Below are 23,421 nucleotides of genomic sequence, written 5' to 3'. Positions count from 1 at the left end.
ATGATCCTGACACTCAAGGGTATCTTCTCGTCGTCCTCGTCGACCTGCCTCCCTGTCGCCGGGTGGCGCTGGTCGTCACGCTGTGTGAGGTTCAGCAGTGGTGAGCGGGAGGGGTGGGGCGGTCGCCGACAGTGCCGGACTGCTCGGTCGGAGGACCAGCGGGCATTTCAGGTGGCGATGCGCCCGTAGGAATGCTGAGCGCGGACTACAGCGCTGCGAGGCTGACCAGCACGAGTGCGAGCAGAAGCACGAGCGTTCCGGCGGCGATGAACCCGTAGTCCAGCAGACGCCGTTCGCGGTTGTGGACGACGATGCTGCCCGGGTCGGCCGGGTCGTAGGTGATCAGCAGTGTGTTGCCGTCGCGCAATGGCCGCCGTCGAGTCGTTGGTACGGGGCTGGCGATCTCCACCACTTGGCCGGCCTCTGTGCTGAACTGGAGCAGTGGGCGTGGCGACGGGGGATCCTCGCCACGCGCTTCGGGGTTGGGCTTGACCAGTGCCCAGGCCCTGACGCCGGTCCGCTCGATCCTGCGGGTCTGGCGCAGGCCGGTGAGTCCGGCGAGCGCCGTCACGCAACCGCCGCAGGCGGCGAAGACCGCCATGACGACCGTGTCTGCCGTGCTCACCGCGCCTTGTCTCCGCTGGGTTCGAAGCGGTAGCCCATGCGGGGCTCGGTGATCAGGTAGCGCGGATGCGCCGGGTCGGGCTCGAGTTTGTGGCGCAGGCCCGAGATGTTGATGCGCAGGTAGTTGGAGTGCTCGTCGTGCCCCGGTCCCCAGATGTCGCGCAGCAGTTGATGGCCTGTGACCAGCCGTCCCGGATTGCGCAACAGCGTGGCGAGCAGTTGCCATTCCTTGGGCGTGAGGTGGACGGTCTCGCCGTGTCCCGAATCGCTCACCACGGTGCAAGCGGTCAGGTCCACGGCGTAGTCGCCGACAGTGACCGTCCGGGGTCCGCCACCACGGTCCGTACGCCGCAGCACGGCACGCAACCGGGCCAGCAGTTCCTCCATGGCGAATGGCTTGGCCACGTAGTCGTCGGCGCCCGCGTCCAGCACGCCGACGACGTCGGCGGGTGCGGCATGCTCCGACAGCGCGATGACGGGCATGGACGACCAGGACCGCAGGCCGGTGATGACGTCGGTGCCGTCGGCGTCCGGCAGGTCGAGGTCGACGATGACCGCGTCCGGCGGCTTGCTGGAGGCCAGGCGCAGGGCGCTGGTTCCGTCGGACGCGGTGGCGACGGCGTAGCTCTGAGCGGTCAGACTGACGTCCAGGGCGCGCAACAGCTGCGGCTCGTGGTTGACGACCAGCACGTGTCGCGTCATCTCCGTCCCTTTCCTGGCGTCGGACGGCGCCCTCGCGCCAGGAGTCACGTGGCCCGGTCGGGTGAGGGGGAGCTCGCGGGACCGGACCGCGTGACGCATGGTGCGCGGTGCATGTTCATCGTTGCTGCAACGCGGCCAGATCGTGGTTGAGCCGGACGACGTTGACGCCCTGCTGCCCGAGGAAACCCAGCTGGCGGCCGCTGACGTGCGCGGCGACGAGCTTGCGGACCGCGGCCGGGTCCAGCTGGCGGGCCTTCGCCACCCGGTTCACCTGCTCGTAGGCGTAGGCGGATGAGATGTTCGGGTCGAGCCCGGAGCCGGAGGCGGTGACCGCATCGGCGGGAACGCTGCTCGGCCGAACGCCGTCGAACGCGGCCACCGCGGCCCGGCGCTGGGCGATCGTCTTGATCAGCGTGGCGTTGTTGGGGCCGAGGTTGGAGGCGCTGGAGCTGGTCGGGTCGTAGCCGGTGCTTCCGGCCGCGGACGGGCGGGGCTGGAACCACTTGGGGTCGGGTGCCGGCCTGGTCTGGCCTTTGTGCAGCGGGAGGTTGAAGTTCTGGCCGATGAGGGCGGAGGCGACCGGCCGGCCGCTGTCCTTGATCATGGATCCGTTGGCCTGGTGCGGGAAGAGGCCCTGGGCGATGCCGGTGACGGCCAGCGGATAGGCGATGCCCAGGATCACGGTGAACACCAGCAGCATGCGCAGCGCCGCCAGGTGGTGGCGGACCACGTGGACGAGAGAGCCGAGCACGAGGATCACCCTCCTTGTCGGTCAGTGCAGTCCGGGGACGAACTGGATGATCAGGTCGATGGCCTTGATGCCGAGGAACGGCAGCACCAGGCCGCCGAGGCCGTAGATCCAGATGTTGCGGCTGAGGAGCGCAGCCGCTGAGGAGGGCCGGTAGCGTACGCCGCGCAGGGCCAGCGGGATCAGTGCGATGATGATCAGCGCGTTGAAGATGATCGCGGAGGAGATTGCCGAGGTCGGGCTGTGCAGGCCCATGATGTTGAGATGGTGCAGTCCCGGGTAGACGCTGGCGAACATCGCGGGGATGATCGCGAAGTATTTGGCGATGTCGTTGGCGATGGAGAAGGTGGTCAACGCGCCCCGGGTGATGAGGAGCTGTTTGCCGATCTCGACGATCTCGATGAGCTTGGTCGGGTTGGAGTCGAGGTCGACCATGTTGCCGGCTTCCTTGGCGGCCGAGGTGCCGGTGTTCATCGCCACCCCGACATCCGCCTGGGCCAGGGCGGGGGCGTCGTTGGTGCCGTCGCCGGTCATCGCGACCAGCTTGCCGCCGGCCTGCTCCCGCTTGATCAGCGCCATCTTGTCTTCGGGCGTGGCTTCGGCGAGGAAGTCGTCGATGCCTGCTTCTTTGGTGATCGCGGCGGCGGTCAGCGGATTGTCACCGGTGATCATCACGGTGCGGATGCCCATGCGGCGCAGCTCCTCGAAGCGCTCGCGCATGCCGTGCTTGACCACGTCCTTGAGGTGGATGACACCGAGGATCCGGGCGCTCTCGACACCTGCCTGCCGCACCACCTCGCCGACGACCAGCGGCGTGCCGCCGCTGGCGGAAATGCCGTCGACCAGCGGGCCGACCTCTTCGGTGGGGTGGCCGCCGTGGTCGCGGACCCAGCGCATGACCGCGGTGGCCGCGCCCTTGCGTAGCGAGCGGTTGTCCAGCGTGCCGTTGAGGTCCACCCCCGACATCCGGGTCTGAGCGGTGAACGGGACGAACTCGGCGTGTGCCAGCTCGCCTTCGGTCCGTGCGCGCAGCGCGTGACGTTCCTTGGCGAGGACCACGATCGAGCGCCCTTCTGGTGTCTCGTCGGCGATCGAGGACAACTGGGCGGCGTCCGCGAGTGCTTCGAGGTCGACGCCGCTGACCGGCAGGAACTCGGCGGCCTGCCGGTTGCCCAGGGTGATGGTGCCGGTCTTGTCCAGGAGCAGGGTGTTGACGTCGCCCGCGGCCTCCACGGCGCGTCCGGACATGGCCAGCACGTTGCGCTGCACGAGCCGGTCCATGCCCGCGATGCCGATCGCGGAGAGCAGCGCGCCGATCGTGGTCGGGATCAGGGCGACGACCAGCGCCACCAGGATGACGATGGACTGTTCGGCGCCGGCGAAGATGGCGAACGGCTGCAGGGTCACCACGGCGACCATGAAGATGATGGTCAGCGAGGCCAGCACGATGTTGAGCGCGATCTCGTTCGGTGTCTTCTGCCGGGCCGCGCCCTCCACCAGCGCGATCATGCGGTCGACGAAAGTCTCGCCGGGTTTCGAGGTGATCCGCACCACGATCCGGTCGGAGAGCACCTTCGTCCCGCCCGTCACGGCCGAGCGGTCACCGCCCGATTCGCGGATCACGGGGGCCGACTCACCCGTGATCGCGGACTCGTCCACGCTCGCAATGCCCTCGACCACATCGCCGTCACCGGGGATGATCTCACCGGCCTCGACCACGACGTGATCGCCGAGCCGCAGTTCGGTCCCGGGCACCTCCTCGGTGACCTCCGGTGTGCCGGGCTGCCGCTCACGGATGACACGACGGGCGATGGTGTCCCTCTTCGTTCGGCGCAGTGTCTCCGCCTGCGCCTTGCCGCGTCCTTCCGCCACCGCTTCCGACAGGTTGGCGAAGACCACGGTCAGCCAGAGCCAGACGGTGATCACCCAGGCGAAGACGCTCGGGTTCTTGATCGCGGACAGGGTGGTCAGCACTGCGCCGACCTCGACCACGAACATGACGGGGTTCTTGACCATCAGGCGCGGGTCGAGCTTGCGCAGCGCGCCGGGGATGGAGACGAGGAGCAGCCTGGGGTCCAGCAACCCCGCGGAGACCCGATGCCGATCAGTCGCCGGCGGGCCCGTCGGTGCCGCGGCTTCCACGGTGGTGGGCATCAGTGCAACCCTTCCGCGAGCGGTCCCAGCGCGAGCGCGGGCAAGTAGGTGAGTCCGACGACGATGAGGATCACGGCGGACAGCAGGCCGACGAACTGCGGCCGGTGGGTGGGCAGCGTGCCCGCCGTGACGGGCACCGGCTGCTGCTGGGAAAGCGATCCGGCCAGCGCCAGCACGAAAACCATCGGCAGGAAGCGGCCCAGGATCATCGCAAGCCCGAGCGCGGTGTTGTACCAGACGGTGTTGGCGCTCAGTCCGGCGAACGCGGAGCCGTTGTTGTTGGCGGCCGAGGTGAAGGCGTAGAGCACTTCGGAGAAGCCGTGCGGGCCGTGGTTGAGCATCGCCGCCCGTTCGCCCGGCAGGGCCATCGCGATCCCGGCGCCGACCAGCACGATCGCCGGGGTGGTGAGGATGTACAGCGAGGCGTACTTCATCTCCCGGCCGCGCAGCTTCTTGCCCAGGTACTCGGGTGTGCGGCCGACCATGAGCCCGGCGACGAAGACCGCCACGATGGCCAGGATCAGGATCCCGTACAGGCCGGATCCGGCGCCGCCGGGAGCGATCTCGCCGAGCATCATGTTGAAGATCGTCATACCCCCGCCGCCCGGCGTGTACGAGTCGTGGAAGGAGTTGACCGCACCGCAGGACGTCAGGGTGGTGGACACGGCGAACAAGGCCGAAGCCCAGATCCCGAACCGCTGCTCCTTGCCCTCCATCATGCCGCCTGCCGCGTGTCCGGCCGAACTGCTGACGCTGTGCAGCTCGTTGGCGGTGACGATGGCCACCGAAGCGGCCCAGATCAGCGCCATCACGGCGACGATCGCGTAGCCCTGACGGTTGTCGCCGACCATCCTCCCGAAGGTCCGCGGCAGAGCGAAGCCGATCACCAGCAGTAGGTAGATCTCCAGCCAGTTGGTGAACGGATTGGGGTTCTCGAAGGGGTGGGCGGAGTTGGCGTTGTAGAACCCGCCGCCGTTGGTACCCAGTTCCTTGATGACCTCCTGGGAGGCGACCGGGCCGCCGGGGATGGACTGATGCTGCCCGGCGATGGTGATGATCGACTGGAAGCCGTGGAAGTTCTCGATCGTGCCCGCGGCGACCAGCACGATCGCCATGACCAACGAGATCGGCAGCAGTATCCGCAGGACGATCCTGGTGAGGTCCTGCCAGAAGTTGCCGACCTGACCGGTCCTCTTGCGGGCGAACCCGCGGATCAGGGCCGCGACCACGGCGATCCCGACCGCCGCCGAGGCGAAGTTCTGCACCGCCAGGCCCGCCATCTGCACCAGATGGCCCATGGTCGCCTCGCCCGAGTAGGACTGCCAGTTGGTGTTGGTGACGAAGGAGGCAGCGGTGTTGAAGGCCAGGTCGGGGCTGACCGGTTTCATGCCGAGGGACAGCAGCAGACGGTTCTGCAGCCGCAGAAAACCGTAGAGGAACAGCGCCGAGACCAAGGAGAAGGCCAGCACGCTGCGCAGATAGGCGGGCCACGTCTGTTCGGCGTCCGCGTGCACACCGCCGACCCGGTAGACCAGGCGCTCCGCGCGCCACTGCCGGGGGGAGGTGAGGACATGGGCCATGTAGTCGCCGAGCGGGCAAAAGGTCAGGGCCAGCGCACCCACTAGGGCGATGATCTGCAGCCAGCCCGCGAGAGTGGCGTTCATGGAGAACCTCTCCAGCTACGGACCGTGCGGGACGCAGCTAGAACCTCTCGGGGAAGATCAGGCACAGGACCAGGTAGATCACCAGGCAGGCGGCGACGACCAGGCCGACGATGTTGTCCAGGCTCACAGCCGGCTCACTCCCTTGGCGATTAGACCGATCAGGGCGAATGCGGCGATGGCGAGGGCGATGAATCCAAGATCCGACATGTGTGACACCCCCGTAGCGATGACGGGAAGGGAACGCTCGCCTGCGGCGTGACAATGCGATCGCAGAGAAAGGGATATGCCAGTCGAAAACATCTCTTCCAGAACAGTTCTGAGCTATTCACTCGACAAGTCTCATTAGCGGGTTTGTGACGCTATGGAGCGCTGATTTGATGAGTTCTTGACGCACTGAGCCCGACCCGCTGCGGCAAATGACCACGGGCGCTGATCATCGGCCCCCACGCCCGGCTCGTCCGTCCTCCCGAGTGGATGCACTCGCAGTCCGGCACCGCTCGGCTGCTGCCCCGCCTGCACGCCAGCCGCACCCGCAGCCCGCTGATCCTCACCGGCCGCAAGGCCACGGCCGGTACCGCAACGCTGGACGTGTGTCCGGAGACCGAACGGGCCCGCTGTCCTACCGGCGAGCGGAGTAGATCTTCGAGGAGAACACCCGGCTGCTGGCCAACCCCTCGTCTTCCCCGAGGACATCGACGAGCTGAGGGGTTGGACGTTGTATCGGCTCCGGCACTCCGCACTCCCCCGTGCCGCCGAGCGCGGCGGCGTCGACGCGGTCGCCGCGCACGTGGCCGCGTCCGACCCCGCCGCCCGCCGTCGGGGTTGATCACAGCGGCCTGCGGCACGTTTCCGGGTATACCCAGTCGCCTCGCGACAAGCCTCAGAGTGCTGTTCGGTGACATCATGAGTAGTGAATTCCGCATCATGTCGATCGTCCGACCAGACGACACCTGAGCCTCTTTCTGCCTGTCAGTACGGGAAGGCGGTGAGCACGTGAGCGACACCGAGCAGGAACCCACCGCGGCCGAAGGGACAGAGGCGGTGACCACCCCCGAGGAGTCACCGGCCACGACTGAGGCAGGCCCTGCGGAGGGCGAAGAGCCGAGCCCCGAGGCGGCTGAGACGGGAGCAGAAGAACCCGCCCCCACCGCAGCCGAGGAGACCGAGGCTGAAGAACCCGCCACAGAGGAGTAGGAGAATGGCTGTGCGCGACGGTCGTCGCGCACAGCCACGACAGCAGTCTCGGGACGCCCCTCGAGCGGGCTCGCCGGCATCCAACTCGCTGCCCGTACGCACCGCCCGAGCATCCCGCTGCGCGAGGGGCGCAACTCCGGACGCCTGCAGCACCGCCGGTGCCGTCGCGGACGGGTCCGCCGGCCCCCACCGGAAGCGGGCCACCATCAACATGTGGTCGACGCTCTCACGCACGAACCCGGCCACGACGCCAAGACCGGCCGGGCGTTCACGCAGCATCACACGCCCGGCTCCTCATCATGCGCGATCTGCTGGTAGTCCCCCGAGCCCGGGGAGGCGTTACCGCCATTGGGACGATCCCCGGTCGCTGCGCGTGTCGTGCGCGATGCCGAGGCGAGGGTCCCCCACACCTTGAGGACTGACCTCGTGCAACCCGCACAGGCTGCCACCGCCGTCGGCCCTCGGCGTGTGCCGAATGCCAGGAGGATCCATGGACATGCCGTACATCAACGAGTGCGCGGTCGAAGCGTGCTCCTACAACGTCGGCAGCGCGTGCCACGCGCTGGCCATCACCATCGGAGATCCCCCGCACGCCCAGTGCGACACGTACTTCATCACCTCCTTCAAAGGCGGTGATCCGGCCGGAACCGGGCAGGTGGGTGCTTGCAAGATGACCGACTGCCGGCACAACACCCGGCTCGAATGCCAGGCGCCGGGCATCACCGTCGGCTCCGGCCGGAAGGTGGCCGACTGCCTGACCTACAGCCCGCGCTGAGGGAAGCGTCCTACGTCCCAGCAGGGTGTGAGTCGAGGTCATCGAAGCCGCCATGACGCACGAGTCGCGGGCCGCCGGAACTGGGTCATACGGGTCCGCCGGACTGTCCTCCTCGCGACTCCGGGCGCACCACCACAACCGGGCACCTGGCATGCGCGGTGACGTGCCGGCTGACGGACCCCAGCAGAGCTCGGGCGAACCCGCCGCGCCCCCGGCTGCCCACCACCAACACCTCGGCCCCCTCGGCGGCCGTCAGCAGCACCTCGACGGTGTTACCACGGATCACAAGCGCCCTGACCGCGGCAGCTTCCTCGGCTCCCAGCACCTCGCTCAGCTCCTGGCTCAGCCATTGCCGGGCGACGGCCTCGTCGAAGTCGGCGTCCACGGCCAGAGCCGACCAGCCGTACGCGCCGGGCAGATCCCACGCCGCCACCACGTCCACGGTTCCGCCGATCAGTCCGGCGTACCGCACGGCCCAGCGCAGCGCCGCGTGCGAGGACGGCGAACCGTCGACGCCGACCACGACACGCGGCCTGGAAGTGTCCGTGCCCATACGCCTCACCTCTCCTGCGGGCCGCTCGCCGGCCACGCCGAATTCCGTCTCCCTCACCTCCACGCTGCGCGACTCCGCGGTGGCGCGCCAGGGAAGGACGGCCGAGTGGGCCGTGTGAGCCGTTCAGTGAGCCGATCGGCCCTTGGCACGCCACGACGAGTCGGAAGACTGCAGAAAATAGGCGTCGAACAGGCCGAACGAGCCGATGCTTCACCGGGCGAACGACACGACAGACGGGCGAGGAAGGCACCGCCATGACGGTCGACTCCGCCGCGGTGATCGCTGCGCACGCGGACGCAGGCCCGGTCTCGCCGTATGAGTGGTTGTTCTGCCGTCCCCGGCGCCAGGCCCAGTGCGGCGGCGACGCGCGGCGTGCCGTTGCTCCGGGTACATCATGAAGGGAGGTACGCGGCGAACAGTGCGACGAGCCGGCGGGAGCTCGGGGATGGCGCGTGGACGGTTGCAGATCTACCTGGGGGCAGCCCCCGGCGTGGGCAAGACGTACGCCATGCTCGAAGAGGGTCAGCGCCTGCGCGCTTCCGGCACCGATGTGGTCGCGGGTTTCGTCGAGCCACACGGGCGGCGACCGACCGCCGCCATGGCCGAAGGCCTGGAGACGGTGCCGCGGCGTACGGTGACCCACCGGGGAGCGGAGTTCACCGAGTTGGACCTCGACGCGGTGCTGGCCCGCCGTTCCCAGGTCGCGCTGGTGGACGAGCTCGCCCACACCAATGCCCCTGGCGCCGGCACCCGCAACGCCAAGCGGTGGCAGGACGTGGAGGAACTGCTGGACGCCGGGATCGACGTCGTCACCACGCTCAACGTCCAGCACCTGGAGTCCCTGAACGACGTCGTCCGGCAGATCACGGGAGTGCGCCAGCGCGAGACGCTGCCGGACGAGGTGGCCCGCCGAGCCGATCAGATCGAGCTGGTCGACCTTCCGCCCGAAGTGCTGCGCCGACGCCTGGCGCACGGCGACATCTACCCGCCGGACCGGATCGAGACGGCCCTCACCCACTACTTCCGGGTGGGTAATCTCATCGCGCTGCGCGAGTTGGCGCTGTTGTGGCTCGCCGACCGGGTGGAGGAGGGACTGCAGCACTACCGCGCCGAGCACGGCATCGCCATCCCCTGGGAAACCCGTGAGCGGATCATGGTGGGGCTGACCGGCGGCCCGGAGGGAGAGACGCTGATCCGACGGGCCGCCCGGATCGCCGCGCGTACTCCGGGCAGCGAACTGCTGGCGCTGCACGTTGTGCCTGCCGACGGACTCACCCACGCCGATCCGGCGGCCCTCGCGTCCCAGCGCACCCTGGTGGAGTCATTGGGCGGCACCTACCACCAGACGACGGGCGAGTCGGTGGTCGCGGCGCTGCTGCAGTTCGCCCGGGCCGAGAACGTCACCCAGATCGTGCTCGGCGCCAGCCGCCGCGGCCGGCTGTCCCTGCTGTTGGACGCCGGGGTGGGGCATCGCACGATCCGTGGCTCCGGCCCCATCGACGTCCATGTGATCACCCACGAGGCGGCCGCCGGCTCCGCCTTCACGACGCGGCTGCCGCGCCCCGGCCGCGGTACAGGACCACGGCGGTTCTGGTCAGCGGCGGTGGGGGCCGCGCTGCTGCTACCCGTGCTGACCTTGCTCCTCACCGCTCCAGTCCCCCGGCTCGGCCTGTCCGGCGTGCTTCTGGTCTACCTGCTCGCCGCCGTGGGTACCGCCCTGGTCGGTGGGCTGGTTCCGGCGCTGGCAGTGGCCCTCGCGGCGGCGCTGCTCGCCGACTACTACTTCACCGCGCCCCTTCACTCGCTGCGGGTCGAACACGGCGGCGACGCCCTCGCCCTGGCGTGCTTCGTCATTGCCGCCACCCTGGTGGGAGCCGCTGCCCACGCGGCCGCCCGGCACACCCGCCAGGCTGTACGCGCGACATGGGAGGCGCGGGTGTTGAACCGGCTGGCAACGGCCATGATGCACGGCCAGGACCTGCCGAGCCTCGTCGAACAGGTGCGGGAGAGCTTCGGGCTGACCGGCGTCAGCCTTCTCGAACGCGCACCCGAGACAGCACCGGGGCCACGCTGGTACGTGGTCGCAAGCGCCGGTGCACACCCACCGGAGCAGCCGTACGAAGCCGACGTCGAAAGTCCGGTCAGCGACACGCTCACGCTGGCGACCCAAGGTGTCCTGGCCACCGACGACCAGCGGATCCTCGGGGCGTGCGCGGCCCAACTCGGGATGGCCCACCTGCACGGCACGCTCGCCCGGCACGCCGCCGAGACGGACACCTTCGCAGACGCCGAACGCACGCGCGCCTCCCTGATCCGGGCAGCCGGCCGCGACCTGCGGGAGCGGTTGCGCGCGGCGGAAGAAGCCCTCGCCCGCCAGGACATGGGCACGGCCCGCACGTCGGTCCGCCGTGCCGCACAGGTCGTCGCCGACCTCGCCGACCTCGACCGGTTGCAGGGTGGGGCTCTCGACCTCTACCTGCGCCCCGTCGGCCTCGACGAGCTACTGACCGCCGTACTGGACGACCTGGGCCCCGGCGGCCGGACCATCCAGGTCCGGCTACCGGAGCAGGCGCCCGATGTGATCGCCGATGGCGCCCTGCTCACCCGGGTCCTGACCGCTCTCGCAGCCGACGCCCTGATTCACAGCCCGGCTGGGCGGCCGCCGACGCTGACCGCTGAAGCCTTCGACGGCAGGCTTCGCATCCGGCTCACGGGCGGCGCCGACGGCGCCCAGCGTGCCGACAGCCTGACGCTGCGGCTCTCCCAGGACCTCACCGAGGCGATGGGCGGCACGCTCGAACCGACGTACGACGACGGACGGTTGTTCTCGGTGACACTCACCCTTCCAGCGGCCGCCGTACGCTCCTGACCCCGCCCTGGGCAGTCGCCCGACCACAGGCAGTAGGCCGTACTCGCCGCGCTGGGGAGGGCGAATGGGCCAGGTTCCGGGCCAGGCAGTTGCTGCGGCTGCCCGCAGGGCCACCGAGCCGACTGCGGCGCCATCGAAGCCGCCCGGTCCCGTGTCCCCACGACAAGGAGCACCGCCCACTGCGCCATGTGGCGTAGCGGTTCACCGGTCCGAGTGCCGCGGCGCCCAGCCGTCGGACGTCATCGACGTCCCGTCGAAGTGGCGGTCCCAGGCAGCCACAGGCATGGTGAGAAGGGGATGCCAAGCGTGACCAGGCAGGTACGTGATGAGTGACGAAGCGACGTCAGTTCCGCGGATTGTGGTAGGTGTCGACGGCTCTGAACCCTCGAAGGCAGCCCTGCGGTGGGCAGTCAGCCAGGGAAAGCTGGTAGGGGGCGTGGTCGACGCGATCATTGCCTGGGACTTCCCAACGCCCTGGTTCGGCCTGGCGCCACCCACAGACACGGATCCGGCTGACTACCAGAAGCAGGCACGCAAAATCCTCGACCGGACGATCGACGAGGCCCTCGGCCCGGGCCCGGGACGGCCCGTCGACCTCCGCCCTGTCTCAGCTCACGGACACCCGGCCGCGGTCCTGCTTGATGCCGCCGCGGGAGCTCAGCTGCTGGTCGTGGGCAACCGAGGGTACGGCGGATTCAGCGAGGCACTGCTGGGGTCGGTCGGCCAGCACTGCGTGCAGCACGCCCCGTGCCCCGTCGTCGTAGTCCGCGGTTCCGGCCACGGAGCCTGAACGGCGCGGCGGCGTACGTGACTACGACGGCTGAATCCAGGGGCCTGGTCAGGCTACGGTGATGGTGTCGTCGAGGTAGACGCCCTGGACGACGTGGAGCAACTCGATGCCTTCGCCGGTGGGCCGCTGGAAGGCTTTTCGACCGGTGATGAGGCCGGTACCGCCGGCCCGCTCGTTGATCACTGCCGTCCGTACGACTTGCGCGAGGTCCCCCTGGCCTGCCGACACGCCGCCGCTGTTGATAAGTCCCACCCGGCCCATGTAGCAGTTGGCCACCTGCCAGCGGGTCAGGTCGATCGTGCGTCCGCATTGCTGACGCGCCCCGGCCGCTCTTGCCCGCCTGCCCGCGTGGGCGGCACGGTCACCGGCCGCGAACCCTTTGCCGAGGCTGTGCCCTGGCGCTCGGCTTCCAGGCCAGGTACGGGAGACCGGTCGGAGGAACGGAATCGGTCCGGCGGTCCGGCGGTCCGGCGTTCGACAGCCCGTCGCCGATGGCTGGCGCAGGTCCACGGGGAGCACCGGGACGTTGCGAGGTGCGGGACGACGAACCGCATCCCCGGCTGAACGGGATCACCGCTGGGCGCTGCACGTCGTCGCTGTTGCCACCGGGCTAATCGCCCCGGTACAGCCGGTCGGGATCGACCAGCACCACCTGTCCGTCGGCTTGCGCCGCGTGGAGCGCGGGTGTGAAGCCGACGCCGCTGTAGCAGGCAGGACGGGTATGGGTGACGTCCTCGCCATTGGCGGCGAGCAGCGTGAGGAGGTGACGGAGGTGTTCCAGGTGATGCAGGTCCATGACCTCGTCCCAGCGTGCCACTCCCACTGACAGCAGAGGCCCGGACCGGGCGTCCGCCCGGCCGCGTACGACGACGTCCGCTGCCGCGTCCGGACCGGCGCGTTGCTCGGGGTCGGGGAGTGAGCCGTGAGCCGCTGTTGCGGGGTGTGCGCCGAATACGGCCTGATCGGCGAAGTCCAGGGCCCAGTCCCGGCAGATCTGTGCGAAGTGGGGGCCGGCTACCGCAGAGTCGAAGACGGGACGTGCGAGCCGCCAGACCTCGACGGCGTTCCACTGTTCCAGCGCCGAGCGATGGGGCCAGACGGCTGCGTGTTCGAAGGCGAGCAGTGGCTCCGCGATACGCAGCCGGACCAGGTGCGGCCGGAAGGCGTCGGGTTCGCTGTACAGCAGGCCGTTCGCCTGCAGGAGCGCCAGACAGTGTGAGGCGTCGGTGAGCGGAGTGCCGAGACATTCTGCGATCTCGCCCTGGGTCTGGCAGCCCGTCGCGATGGCGGCGAGCGCGGAGTGGCACAGCGCGCGGTCCCAGTGGTCGGTTTCCTCCTGCAACAGGTGATGGACTTCCAGGAACAGGGGAGTTCGGGAGTTCAGGACGTTTCTGCACACCCAGCCGTCGAAGTCGTCCGGTCCGCTGGGAGTGTCGTCTGCGACGTAGCGCCGGTAGGCGGGGGTTCCGCCAACGACGGCGTGAACCAACAGGGCGAGGCGGGGGTCGTCGATGCCCCAGAACCGTGCGGCCTGCCGGAAGCCCAGCGGACGAAGGGTGAGTTCCAGATCGGCCAGTCCGTGCAGCGGTGAGGCCGCGCCGAAGAGCCGGTGCATCACCGGCAGGGAACTGCCGCTGAGCAGCAGGCGCGTGCGGTTGTCCCGCCCTGTCTCGCGCAGCCGCCGGAAGGCGCTGTGGATGACGGAAGGCAGCTCGGGACTCTGTCGTACCAGGTCGGGGAACTCGTCGAAGATGACAGGCACGGGCCGGCCTCGGTCACCCAGCGCGAGCAGCGCGTCGATGGCATCCTCCCAGCAAGGTCCGTGAGGGGGCGGCGCTGCGCCCGTGTACCGGGCGAGTTCGATGCCGAGACGGCGCAGAGACTCGGCCCGGGCCGCCTGCTGCGCCCCGAAACAGAAACCGTCCAGGGCTGTGGTGAGTGCCTTCAGGAGGTACGTCTTGCCCTGCCGCAGTCGTCCCGACACGACACCGAGTCCGGCGCCGGGCCGGGCGTCACAGGTGAAAGCGGCGAGCGCGTCCCACTCGGCGTCGCGGTCGAAGACCGTCTCCGGCTTCGCGGGGCGGGTGAGGTCGGACGGCGACACGGCTGCTCCCATCGCTCGGCAGCGCTCCTGCCACCAGTACAACCTCGAATGCCGGTCGCCGCGACACGCGCGGACTCACACCCGGCGTTCCGCGCGTCCCGCCGTCAGCGCACGCCGCAGATTTTCCCCAGTGGATCCAGGGGGCGCTGACCTGAACGCATGCGCTCCTCAAACTGACGTCACGTCAGTTCGGCCCCGACGGTTCGGGGGTGCACCGAACTCCAGCAAAGGCAGTGAGGCGAACCGGCCCGACGCTTCTGGCCTGCGGTAGCGCCCTGCCGGTCCTTTTCTCCGCGCGCGTCGGCGCGGCGCCCCGGCCGGTCCGATACCGACGCCGGTCGGCGCGATCACGACCTTCGCCGCTCCGTCCTGAACACCGCCACGCTGATCATCAGCCGCCGAACACCCCAGCTCACAGCGTCCGAGCCGTGCCGGTACGAGGTCGCCGACCGGGCAGCCATCGCTCATGATGGAAGGGAGGGAGTCACATGGCTCTTCGAGTTCACATCCGCGGAGGTGAGCCGCATGACTCTGCCCGTACGACACAGGCACGGCAGCCTGCTGGAGCGGGCCTACCCCTGGCGTGAGCCGATAGCCGCCGAGTTCGACGAACTCTTCGAGCGGATGAACCGGTTTCTGGAGTCCGCCGCTCCGTCCTGGACCGAGCCCATGGCCTGGGCGCCGTTGGCCGACCTGAGCGAGACCGACGAGGCTTACAAGATCGAATGCGAACTGCCCGGCATCAAGCGCGAGGACATCGACGTGGAGGTCGGCGGACGGGAACTCCACATCACCGGGGAGCTGAAGGAGCGCGAACGGGAAGGCGTCCTGCGCCGCGGCACGCGCCGCACTGGGCGGTTCGAGTACCGGGCGCTGCTGCCCACCGAGGTGAAAGCGGAGAACGTTCACGCCAATCTCGCCGACGGCATCCTCACCGTCACCGTCCCCAAGTCTCAGACAGCCAAGCCCCACCACGTCGAGATCGAGGGCTGAACCATCGCTCCTACTCGGGCACGATCGACGGGTTCGGTCGACCGACCCTCGATCCGCGCCCGTACGACCACGTGTGGTCACCAGCAGAAAGGTGGCACGAAAACGTCGTACGACATCTGCCGCACATCCCTGCGCCATGCGACAACGCCCCACCCACGATGACCGGCAGGCGCGGAACGCATGCCCGGCCGACCGGCCTGCTCTCGGGTCAAGGTGTCCAAGCACCATGACCGATGCCGGGCCCGGACAGTCTCCGCGAGGACACCGGAGTCTTCCGCACACCGGTGATCTTCGTGTCGAGGCGTGGGCGCCGACGCGCGAGGAATGCATCGTCGAAGCAGTACGGGGCATGGTCGGCAGCTTCGCCGAACTGCCTCCAGGTGCTTCCATGGTTACCCGGGAGTGCGTGGTGTCAGCCGAGGACGACGGCCGGATCCTGGCTGCCGTGCTCGAAGAAGTCATCTACCGCATGGACGCTGCGGACGAGCTTCCCGCGGACATCACGGTGACGCCGGAGCCGGGCGGGGTACGGGTGCGATTCAGCATGGCCGACAGTTCGACGGCCACGCAGACCGGGGCCATACCCAAGGCGGTCGCGTTGCACGGGCTGTGGCTGGCCCGGGATGCGCACGGGTGGGCCTGCCGGGTGACGCTGGATGTGTGATGTCCGTCCCGGCGTCCTGCGCCGGAACGGCTCGCCGAGGAGGCCGAAGCGACATGGACATCCGGCTGGTGGCGGAGGGACCCTGGCGGTTCCGCATCGAACAGACCGGCGCCATGCGCGCACCCGGAGTTGTCCTCTCGCCACGGGAGCTGCTGCCGGACGAGCCCGGCGACCAAGCCCTTCAGCAGGTGGCCAATGTGGCCACGCTGCCGGGCATCGTCCGCGCCTCGTACGCCATGCCCGACATCCACTGGGGCTACGGCTTTCCGATCGGCGGCGTGGCCGCGACCGACATCGCCCACGGCGGGGTCATCTCGCCCGGCGGCGTGGGCTTCGACATCTCCTGCGGGGTACGCCTGCTCACCGCGCACGTGGACCGCACCGCCCTGCTGCCGAAGCTGCCCGTACTGATGGACCGCCTGGACGTGATGATCCCGCGCGGGCTCGGGCGCGGCGGACTGTGGCACCTGGCGAGCCGGGCGCAACTGCACGAAATCCTGTGCGGCGGTGCCCGGTACGCCGTCGAGCAGGGCCACGGCGTACCGCGCGACCTGGAGCGGTGCGAGGACGGCGGAGCCGTCGACGACGCCGATGTCACCCAGGTCGGGGAACGTGCGCTGGAGCGCGGCGCCGGGCAGGTCGGCAGCCTGGGGTCGGCCAACCACTTCCTGGAGGTCCAGGCAGTCGACGCCATCTACGACGAGCCGTGCGCGCAAGCGTTCGGCCTGCGCCCCGGTCTGGTGTGCGTCATGATCCACTGTGGCTCGCGCGGTCTGGGCCACCAGATCTGCGCCGACCACGTGCGGGCCATGGACACCGTGATGCGCCGGTACGGCATCGAGGTACCCGACCCGCAACTCGCCTGCGTTCCCGTCGACTCGCCCGAAGGTCGCGCCTACCTGGGTGCGATGGCCGCGGCTGCGAACTTCGCCCGCGCCAACCGCCAGCTGCTGGCCGAAGCCGCCCGCAGCGTCTTTCTCGAGGCCACCGACGCAGGCCTGGACCTGCTCTACGACGTCTCGCACAACCTCGCCAAACTGGAACGCCACACCGACAACGATGCCGCCCAGCACCTGCTGTGCATCCACCGCAAAGGCGCTACCCGGGCCCTGCCACCGGGCCGCCCCGACCTGCCGGACGCACTCCGCCCCTTGGGTCAGCCGGTGTTCGTGCCCGGCACAATGGGCACCGCCTCGTACGTCATGACCGGCAGCACCGGCAATCGGGCGTTCGACTCCTGCTGCCACGGCGCGGGCCGCGTCTGGAGCCGACACCGCGCGCACCGCGAAATGTCCGCCGGGCAGTTGCGCCGGGAGCTGATCGACGCGGGGGTCGCTGTGCGCCCCGCCTCCTGGAGGAGCATCACCGAGGAGGCACCAGAGGCGTACAAGGATGTCGACGCCGTCGTCCGGGCGAGCGAACACAACAACCTGGGCCGCCTTGTCGCCCGCCTGGTGCCGCTGGGCGTCCTCAAAGGCTGAGAACCGCCCCGAACGGCACACTCAGGCGCGCACCGACAGCGTGTCCGGGACCTCGCAGTTGCGCAGCCGGTTGGTGCGTCGGCTCACGGACGCCACCGGCTGGCTGCGCGAACAGTCCGATGCCCGGGAGCTGGCGAGCCGATTCTGACTGCGGGGCCGGATATGGGCGGCTGCGCAAGCGCGGTGCGGTGCGGTGCGGTGGCACAATCCCCGTGACTCCTGCCCGCTGTACCACTCGCTCAGAGCCGAATCAGGCGGTGTGTGTCCGTCTGCTGACCGTGCACGAGCAACTTTGCGTTTCCAGCCTGGGCGCGGCATCGGGCTCAGGTAACGGGCCGCTGCTCGACAGGGGGGTTCGTGCCGTAATGGCTGGCGTAGCCGTAGTAGAGGATGCTTCCCCGCCCGGTGGCGGCATCGGCGAGGAACAGGCAAGGGCTGCGAGCTTGGATGAACACTGACCGATGGCCCCATCAGGGCCATTCGACCCCTGCCACCCAGGAACGAGCGGGTTGAGGCTCGTAGATGGGGTTCATGCCAACCGAAGGGCGTGGGACTGGTGATCACACGAGTGCGGATGCCGCACCGGCACATGACGCCACCCGCCAAGGCGGGGCCGTCTCGTGAACCACCTACACCTCCATCCCGACAACCTCAGCCGGTCGGCGGACGGTGGATCTTCTGGTGGATACTTATGACGCTCGTCATCGTCCTGCTGCTCTCTCGCGCCCGCTCCGGGCCGCACACGACATCACTGCCCTACACCGACTTCGTCGGCAAGGTCGGCGCCAGCCAGGTGCAGATGGTGGACATCAACGACAAAGGCGCGGTCAGCGGCACTCTGAAGGACGGGACGAAGTTCACCACACAGATCCCCACCGCACTGGGCACCGGGGCCCAGCTCCAGCAGCAGATGACATCGCACCACGTGCGAATCGAAGCCAGCCAGAGCAGCGGCGGCGGCTCGGCCTGGTTGTCCGTGCTCCTCACGTTCCTGCCGTTCCTGCTGCTGATCGGCTTCTTCGTGTGGATGGGACGCCGTGCCGCAGGATCAGTGACGGGCGGGCTGAGCGCCATCGGACGCTCGCGCGCAAAGATCATCGAGGCAGAACGGCCCACCACCGGCTTCAACGACATCGCCGGCTACGACGGCGTCAAGCAGGAGATCAGCGAGGTCGTCGACTTCCTGCGCAATCCCGCCCGATACACCGCCGCGGGCGCCAAGGGACCCCGAGGCGTGATCATGGTCGGGCCTCCCGGTACCGGCAAGACACTCTTCGCGCGGGCAGTCGCCGGCGAGGCTGACGTGCCCTTCCTGTCGATGACCGGCTCCGCATTCGTGGAGATGTTCGTCGGGGTCGGCGCCTCCCGGGTACGCGACCTCTTCGACGAAGCCCGCAAACGCGCTCCGTCGATCATCTTCATCGACGAGATCGACGCACTCGGATCGCGTCGCGCAGACGGGGCACGTCTGGGCGGCAACGACGAGCGCGAGCAAACCCTCAACCAGCTGCTGGCCGAGATGGACGGCTTCGACCAGTCCAGCGGCATCGTCGTCCTCGCCGCCACCAACCGGCCAGATGCCCTCGACCCGGCGCTGCTGCGCCCCGGACGCTTCGACCGGCAAGTCACCGTGCCGCTGCCCAACCAGGCCGAGCGGACCGCAATCCTCGCCGTCCACGCCCGCGACAAGTTCCTGGCACCGGACATCGACCTCCGCGCGGTGGCGCGCGCCACACCCGGGTTCTCAGGCGCGGATCTCGCCAACCTGGTCAACGAAGGCGCCATCAACGCCGTGCGGGACAATCGCACCCGGATCGAGCCGCGCGACCTGGATGCCGCCCGCGACCGTGTGCTGCTGGGACGCCGGGAGTCCTCCAACGCCCTGCTGCCCGAGGAACGCCGCTCCGTCGCGGTCCACGAATCGGGCCACGCCCTGGTCGCGGCACTGTGCGAGCACGCCGACCCGGTGGCGAAGGTCACCATCCTGCCGGCCGGTGTCACCCTCGGGGTCACCGAGCAACTCCCCGAGGCGGAACGCCACTTGTACAGCGAGAGTTATCTGACCGACCTTCTGTCGGTACGCCTGGGCGGGCGGGCAGCCGAACTCGTGGTCTTCGGCGAGGGATCGACGGGGGCCGCCAACGACCTGGCCGGGGCCACCCAGATCGCCACCCGCATGGTCCGGGAGTTCGGTCTCTCCCCGGAACTCGGCCCCATCGGGTACGCCTCCTCCGACCCGCACTTCCTCGGCCGGACCACCGACGAGCCCGGCCGGCCGCCGTACTCGGAGCAGACCCAGCGGATCGTCGACGAGGAGGTCGCCCGGCTGCTGCGCCAGGCCGAACAACGCGCGATCACGCTGCTGCGCGGTCACCGGCCCGCCCTGGAACGCCTGGCGGAACGGCTGGTCGCCCACGAGACCATCGACGGCTCCGTCGTCCTCGACGTCCTGCGCCAAGAACGCAACGAGGCCGACGGACGAGGCGATGACCTGGCCGTCAACACGTCCTAGCTCACGACGATCCGGGGCATCGCGTCATCGACGGTGTACTTGGATTCCTCCATGGCGTCCCCCATGGATGGATCAGGAGTCGGTCACCAGCGGGTCGGAGTAGGTGATGACGACGCTCCGCCCGGTACCCGGGCGTCGCGTCCACCTCGTCAGCCTCGAAGACGACATCGCCCGTAGCCCGGTTCGGAGACCGCCGGCGTGCACAGCGCCTGGCGCCGTCGCCGTCCGGATCTTCATCGTCGGTCGGCGAACACGCAAGTCGTCCAGCCGTTCAGCTTCGCCTCCTGTCGGCGGGGCCATGGTCAGCATGGCGCGGAACCGACGCGCCGACGCGTGCCGGCCGGGCATGTCCGCCTGGCGCGTCATGGGGTCGGTCCCCGACACCACACCCATGACATGCTCGTCGGCTTCGATCACCGGCAGTCCGCTGATCCGGTTACCTGCGAGCAGGCGGGCGACTCCTCGAACGGGGTGCCGCACTCGGCCCGGACGACCGTCGCTCCATGGTTCCCGCGCACCCGGCCCGCCACACGGCGCGAAGGCTGGGCTCAGCCATGAGGGACGACGGCGACAGGGCAGCGTCCGTGATGAATGGCGGCCTGCGCCACAGGCCCGAGACGGGGCACCAGGCTGACACGATGCCGACGCCGGCCCAAGACCAGCACGGCAGCTCCCTCGCCGGCCTGTACGACGGCCTTTGCGGGACTGTCGAGACGGATGCTGTCGGCCACGTCCACCTGTGGGTACTTCGCCCGCCACGAGTGCAGCTCTCCGCTCAGCTGCTCGTTCGCATCCCGCGTCATGTCCTCGCTGATGTGGTGGTCCACTCCCCAGGGCACACGTGCGTGGAGCGGCACGCTGCGACCGTGGACGGCGAGGAGAGGGACACCCCGGGCCGCCGCGGTGTGGAAGGCGAAGTCGAGCAGGTCGTCTGAGGATCCGTGCAGTTTCAGGGCCACCACGACACGGCTCGCCGGCGTCGGTTGTCTCCGCTCCGGGGGCTCGGTGCGCACCAGCACCACGGGCCGCTCGGCCCGCGCGACGACAGGCATGCTGACGTCCCCCAGGAAGTAGCTCTCAACGGGCTCGAGCCCCCGGGAGCCGAGGACGATCATCTCCGACTCCGAGGCCGCTTGGAGCAGGGCGTGCTCGGCGTCGTCGGCAACCAGGTTCCCGACGACGGACAGGCCCGGATGGCGTGCTTGCAGCTCCGCCTGCGCCGTATGGACGAGACGCTTCGCCCAGTAGTTCTGGTCGACTTCGGCGGGGATCCGGGTTGGTTCCGGCGCCAGCAGCGGCCACGCGTGCAGCAGCCGCAGCGCGAGCTTGCGTCCCACTGCTTCGTCCGCGGCCCAACGGGCAGCGGCCAGACTCTCGGGCGAGCCGTCGACGCCCACGGTGACGACTGGTTGCATGGCGGCGGCCTCCGTCTCGTATGAAGCTGGAGAGGACGGTGGACGTCCGGCCGAGTGTGTGGTCGGGACGTCGCCTGCATACCGGGCGCGATGAGCTTCTCCCATTCGAGGATCCCCCGGCCCCGACCGCGGCGCATGCGGACCCGCGGAGGAGCGATCGGAGCCGTGGAATCCGCCACGAGAGGAGAAGGGCGCGGTGAGGATTCCCCTGGTGGTGGGCGTCGACGGTTCCAAGGCGAGCCTGGAGGCAGTCGGCTGGGCGGCCGACGAGGCGGCCCGGCACGGGATCCCGCTCCATCTCCTGCACGCGGCGGCCGGTGAGCAGGAAGCGTCCGACGTGATCAGCGCTGCCTCAGCGCGTGCCAGGCAGGATGCTCCCGCGGTGCCGTTGTCCAGCGAGGTCTCGCACGAGGACGCGGCCTCCGCACTGGTCAGCAAGGGACGCAATGCCTTCGCGCTGGTGCTGGGCTCCAGGGGCCACGGGGACCTTTCCGGCATGCTCCTGGGCTCGGTCAGCCTCGCCGTGGCAGCGCGTGCCGACTGCCCGGTCGTCGTCGTCCGCGGCAGCCCGGAGCATCATGCCGCCCGGTTCAGGAATGTCGTCGTGGGAGTCGAGGACGGGGAGGGCAGCTGCACGGCGGTGGACTTCGCGTTGCGCGAGGCCCATGTGCGGGGCTGTCGACTTGTGGCGGTACACGCCTGGAGCGCACCGTCCGGTGCCTGTACGACACCGCGGGCCCCGTCGTGGTTCCTGGAAGCCCACCGGCGTCCGCCGGCGCAGGTGCTCGACGACGCCCTGCGCCGCCCTGCCGAAAGGTATCGGAACGCCTCAGTGATCCGGCAATTGATCGAGAAACCGGCGCGCCGTGCCCTGTTGGAGGCCGCGTCGACGGCGGATCTGCTGGTCGTGGGCGCCCGGCCACGACTTGGGCATTCGGGCTTGCAGCTGGGCCTGATCAGTCACGCGCTGCTGCATCACGCGCCGTGTCCCGTCGCCGTCGTGCCGCAAAGGTGACCGCCACGGGACGAGACGGACCGTCACCGGCCTCCTTGGGCCCGGTCGCCGGTCCCAGCAGGGGCCCGGTGAGCGCTGTCGTTCCATGCTGAGAAGACCAGGGGCGACCAGCGGCCTGCTGGAGGCCGGCCACCTGTTTCCTCACCTCAGGTGCCGGTGGGTGCGTCGCCGGAGCCGTCCGTGCGGTGGGCAAGGTTCCCGGAGACCGACACGACGCCGTCGACGCCACGGCACAACTGCTCGATGACGGGAATCAGACTCCTGGACTCCACGATGCCGGCGAGGGTGACCCGCCCGTCGCGCACTTCCGCGGTCACGTCCCGTGGATCGAGCCCCAGGGTGCGCCGCAGCAGATCGCCGGTGATCTCGTCGCGGATGGCCTCGTCGCGGCGCAGGAAGATCCGCAGCAGGTCACCACGGCTGACGATACCCAGGAGCCGGTCCGCCTCGTCCACCACGGGAAGCCGTTTGACGTGCTGGGTCTCCATGAGGCGGGCAGCCTCGACCACGGTCCACTCCGGCCGCGCGCACACCGCGGGGGCGGACATCAGTTCCTCGGCCCGCGAACCCTCGGCCTTGGCCCGCTCCCAGGCCTCCAAGTGCGGGATCGGGGTCCTTCCCGATGGGTCGGCCTGGTCGGTGGTCTTCCGCAGCAGGTCAGCCTCGGACACCACACCCATTGGGCGGTCCAGCTCGTCCACGACGGGCACGGCGGTGACGTCGTTCTCCTCCAGCAACCTGACGAGCTCCTTGAATGGCGCGTCACGCCGTGCCCGGACGACATCGCGGGTCATGAGTTCCTCGACCGTTCGGTGGTGCATGGTGCCTCCCGGATACGGGCCGCCCACCTCGCGGACGGGGACCTCTCGCTTCGTGCGGCGGTGTGTCGAGCGCGGCAGGTTGGATACAGCACCATTCTGAGGAGAGGGCAGCGCTCATGCGAGCTCACCTCGGCGCCCAACTGGTCAATCGAAAGCCGGCGACCGGCGCCGCGAGGCGCGACGGCGAAACTGCGTGGCGGAGGCATCGACCCCTCACCCCGCCAGGGCCAGGCACTGCTGCCCGCAGCCTAGCTACTTGCCCCTGAAAAAGTGTTTGGGCTGGTGAGGGGCCGGTGCTGTGGGACGGCGTTGTGCCGTTGGCCTGTCGGCGACATGTCCCTCA

19 protein-coding genes are annotated in these 23,421 nt (G+C 69.4%); 8 read left to right on the top strand and 11 right to left on the bottom strand.

Going from position 1 to position 23,421, the window contains the following annotated elements; translation table 11 throughout:
- Nucleotides 1–205: 205 nt before the first annotated feature.
- The 6 genes from ACIQMV_RS22120 to kdpF all read right to left on the bottom strand — a co-directional run bounded on the left by ACIQMV_RS22120 (nt 206) and on the right by kdpF (nt 6,019).
- Nucleotides 206–625, bottom strand: coding sequence for a DUF3592 domain-containing protein (locus tag ACIQMV_RS22120; protein WP_402594887.1), 420 nt, complete (start codon nt 623–625; stop codon nt 206–208).
- Entirely contained in the window at nt 622–1,326 is a 705-nt protein-coding gene (locus ACIQMV_RS22115) for a response regulator (protein WP_401778427.1), read from the bottom strand. The genes ACIQMV_RS22120 and ACIQMV_RS22115 overlap by 4 nt, the downstream gene beginning before the upstream one ends.
- A gap of 115 nt (nt 1,327–1,441) precedes the next feature.
- The gene (gene kdpC, locus ACIQMV_RS22110) at nt 1,442–2,077 is read right to left on the bottom strand and encodes a potassium-transporting ATPase subunit KdpC (RefSeq protein WP_402594885.1); all 636 of its coding nucleotides are present in this window, start codon (nt 2,075–2,077) and stop codon (nt 1,442–1,444) included.
- A 21-nt stretch (nt 2,078–2,098) separates the two neighbouring features.
- Nucleotides 2,099–4,228 (bottom strand): potassium-transporting ATPase subunit KdpB, encoded by a 2,130-nt coding sequence (gene kdpB, locus ACIQMV_RS22105; RefSeq protein WP_402594883.1) that lies wholly within the window; start codon nt 4,226–4,228, stop codon nt 2,099–2,101.
- Entirely contained in the window at nt 4,228–5,892 is a 1,665-nt protein-coding gene (kdpA, locus tag ACIQMV_RS22100) for a potassium-transporting ATPase subunit KdpA (protein ID WP_402594881.1), read from the bottom strand. The genes kdpB and kdpA overlap by 1 nt, the downstream gene beginning before the upstream one ends.
- A 37-nt stretch (nt 5,893–5,929) precedes the next feature.
- On the bottom strand, nt 5,930–6,019 hold the full coding sequence (kdpF, locus tag ACIQMV_RS22095; protein WP_384095769.1) for a K(+)-transporting ATPase subunit F: 90 nt from the start codon (nt 6,017–6,019) through the stop codon (nt 5,930–5,932).
- 1,557 nt (nt 6,020–7,576) lie between these two features.
- On the opposite strand from kdpF, the gene ACIQMV_RS22090 reads away from it, so the two are divergent.
- Nucleotides 7,577–7,861: a DUF1540 domain-containing protein gene (locus ACIQMV_RS22090; protein WP_402594879.1), complete on the top strand. Its 285-nt coding sequence runs from the start codon at nt 7,577–7,579 to the stop codon at nt 7,859–7,861.
- Between the two features lie 85 nt (nt 7,862–7,946).
- Here ACIQMV_RS22090 and ACIQMV_RS22085 read toward each other — a convergent pair whose 3' ends face one another.
- Nucleotides 7,947–8,414, bottom strand: coding sequence for a universal stress protein (locus ACIQMV_RS22085; RefSeq protein ID WP_401778416.1), 468 nt, complete (start codon nt 8,412–8,414; stop codon nt 7,947–7,949).
- A gap of 445 nt (nt 8,415–8,859) precedes the next feature.
- Between ACIQMV_RS22085 and ACIQMV_RS22080 the strand changes: the two genes are divergently transcribed.
- A complete protein-coding gene (locus ACIQMV_RS22080; protein WP_402594876.1) occupies nt 8,860–11,283 on the top strand; it encodes a DUF4118 domain-containing protein in 2,424 nt (807 codons plus the stop codon).
- A 325-nt stretch (nt 11,284–11,608) separates the two neighbouring features.
- The gene (locus ACIQMV_RS22075) at nt 11,609–12,073 is read left to right on the top strand and encodes a universal stress protein (RefSeq protein WP_402594874.1); all 465 of its coding nucleotides are present in this window, start codon (nt 11,609–11,611) and stop codon (nt 12,071–12,073) included.
- A gap of 48 nt (nt 12,074–12,121) precedes the next feature.
- Here ACIQMV_RS22075 and ACIQMV_RS22070 read toward each other — a convergent pair whose 3' ends face one another.
- Nucleotides 12,122–12,349 carry a hypothetical protein gene (locus ACIQMV_RS22070; RefSeq protein WP_402594873.1) on the bottom strand — a complete coding sequence of 76 codons (228 nt, stop codon included), beginning with the start codon at nt 12,347–12,349 and terminating at the stop codon, nt 12,122–12,124.
- Nucleotides 12,350–12,683: 334 nt separating this feature from the next.
- Nucleotides 12,684–14,189 (bottom strand): ATP-binding protein, encoded by a 1,506-nt coding sequence (locus ACIQMV_RS22065; protein WP_402594871.1) that lies wholly within the window; start codon nt 14,187–14,189, stop codon nt 12,684–12,686.
- A gap of 513 nt (nt 14,190–14,702) precedes the next feature.
- On the opposite strand from ACIQMV_RS22065, the gene ACIQMV_RS22060 reads away from it, so the two are divergent.
- The 4 genes from ACIQMV_RS22060 (at nt 14,703) to ftsH (ending at nt 19,827) form a co-directional block, all read left to right on the top strand.
- Entirely contained in the window at nt 14,703–15,170 is a 468-nt protein-coding gene (locus tag ACIQMV_RS22060) for an Hsp20/alpha crystallin family protein (protein WP_402594870.1), read from the top strand.
- Nucleotides 15,171–15,396: 226 nt separating this feature from the next.
- On the top strand, nt 15,397–15,834 hold the full coding sequence (locus tag ACIQMV_RS22055; RefSeq protein ID WP_401778405.1) for an archease: 438 nt from the start codon (nt 15,397–15,399) through the stop codon (nt 15,832–15,834).
- Nucleotides 15,835–15,887: 53 nt separating this feature from the next.
- Nucleotides 15,888–17,315: an RtcB family protein gene (locus ACIQMV_RS22050; protein WP_402594868.1), complete on the top strand. Its 1,428-nt coding sequence runs from the start codon at nt 15,888–15,890 to the stop codon at nt 17,313–17,315.
- A gap of 574 nt (nt 17,316–17,889) precedes the next feature.
- Nucleotides 17,890–19,827, top strand: a complete 1,938-nt coding sequence (gene ftsH / locus ACIQMV_RS22045; protein ID WP_402595196.1) for an ATP-dependent zinc metalloprotease FtsH — start codon at nt 17,890–17,892, stop codon at nt 19,825–19,827.
- Between the two features lie 548 nt (nt 19,828–20,375).
- On the opposite strand, the gene ACIQMV_RS22040 is transcribed toward ftsH, so the two are convergent.
- On the bottom strand, nt 20,376–21,242 hold the full coding sequence (locus ACIQMV_RS22040) for a universal stress protein (protein WP_402594866.1): 867 nt from the start codon (nt 21,240–21,242) through the stop codon (nt 20,376–20,378).
- 196 nt (nt 21,243–21,438) lie between these two features.
- On the opposite strand from ACIQMV_RS22040, the gene ACIQMV_RS22035 reads away from it, so the two are divergent.
- Nucleotides 21,439–22,257, top strand: coding sequence for a universal stress protein (locus ACIQMV_RS22035; protein WP_402594864.1), 819 nt, complete (start codon nt 21,439–21,441; stop codon nt 22,255–22,257).
- Between the two features lie 146 nt (nt 22,258–22,403).
- Here the strand turns inward: ACIQMV_RS22035 and ACIQMV_RS22030 are convergent, their stop codons facing one another.
- Nucleotides 22,404–23,078, bottom strand: coding sequence for a CBS domain-containing protein (locus ACIQMV_RS22030; RefSeq protein WP_401778392.1), 675 nt, complete (start codon nt 23,076–23,078; stop codon nt 22,404–22,406).
- Nucleotides 23,079–23,421: the final 343 nt, after the last annotated feature.

Source organism: Streptomyces sp. NPDC091412 (assembly GCF_044756885.1).
Classification (GTDB): domain Bacteria; phylum Actinomycetota; class Actinomycetes; order Streptomycetales; family Streptomycetaceae; genus Streptomyces.
This window is presented reverse-complemented; position numbering and strand designations above follow the sequence as displayed.

Excerpts from the sequence above, each read along its gene's own strand:
- ACIQMV_RS22030 (WP_401778392.1), bottom strand. The coding sequence starts at position 23,078 with ATGCACCACCGAACGGTCGAGGAACTCATGACCCGCGATGTCGTCCGG.
- kdpA (WP_402594881.1), bottom strand. The coding sequence starts at position 5,892 with ATGAACGCCACTCTCGCGGGCTGGCTGCAGATCATCGCCCTAGTGGGT.
- ACIQMV_RS22060 (WP_402594870.1), top strand. The coding sequence starts at position 14,703 with ATGACTCTGCCCGTACGACACAGGCACGGCAGCCTGCTGGAGCGGGCC.
- ACIQMV_RS22115 (WP_401778427.1), bottom strand. The coding sequence starts at position 1,326 with ATGACGCGACACGTGCTGGTCGTCAACCACGAGCCGCAGCTGTTGCGC.
- ACIQMV_RS22075 (WP_402594874.1), top strand. The coding sequence starts at position 11,609 with ATGAGTGACGAAGCGACGTCAGTTCCGCGGATTGTGGTAGGTGTCGAC.
- ACIQMV_RS22050 (WP_402594868.1), top strand. The coding sequence starts at position 15,888 with ATGGACATCCGGCTGGTGGCGGAGGGACCCTGGCGGTTCCGCATCGAA.
- ACIQMV_RS22040 (WP_402594866.1), bottom strand. The coding sequence starts at position 21,242 with ATGCAACCAGTCGTCACCGTGGGCGTCGACGGCTCGCCCGAGAGTCTG.
- ACIQMV_RS22090 (WP_402594879.1), top strand. The coding sequence starts at position 7,577 with ATGGACATGCCGTACATCAACGAGTGCGCGGTCGAAGCGTGCTCCTAC.
- ACIQMV_RS22055 (WP_401778405.1), top strand. The coding sequence starts at position 15,397 with ATGACCGATGCCGGGCCCGGACAGTCTCCGCGAGGACACCGGAGTCTT.
- ACIQMV_RS22080 (WP_402594876.1), top strand. The coding sequence starts at position 8,860 with ATGGCGCGTGGACGGTTGCAGATCTACCTGGGGGCAGCCCCCGGCGTG.
- ACIQMV_RS22065 (WP_402594871.1), bottom strand. The coding sequence starts at position 14,189 with ATGGGAGCAGCCGTGTCGCCGTCCGACCTCACCCGCCCCGCGAAGCCG.
- ACIQMV_RS22085 (WP_401778416.1), bottom strand. The coding sequence starts at position 8,414 with ATGGGCACGGACACTTCCAGGCCGCGTGTCGTGGTCGGCGTCGACGGT.
- kdpB (WP_402594883.1), bottom strand. The coding sequence starts at position 4,228 with ATGCCCACCACCGTGGAAGCCGCGGCACCGACGGGCCCGCCGGCGACT.
- ftsH (WP_402595196.1), top strand. The coding sequence starts at position 17,890 with ATGCCGCACCGGCACATGACGCCACCCGCCAAGGCGGGGCCGTCTCGT.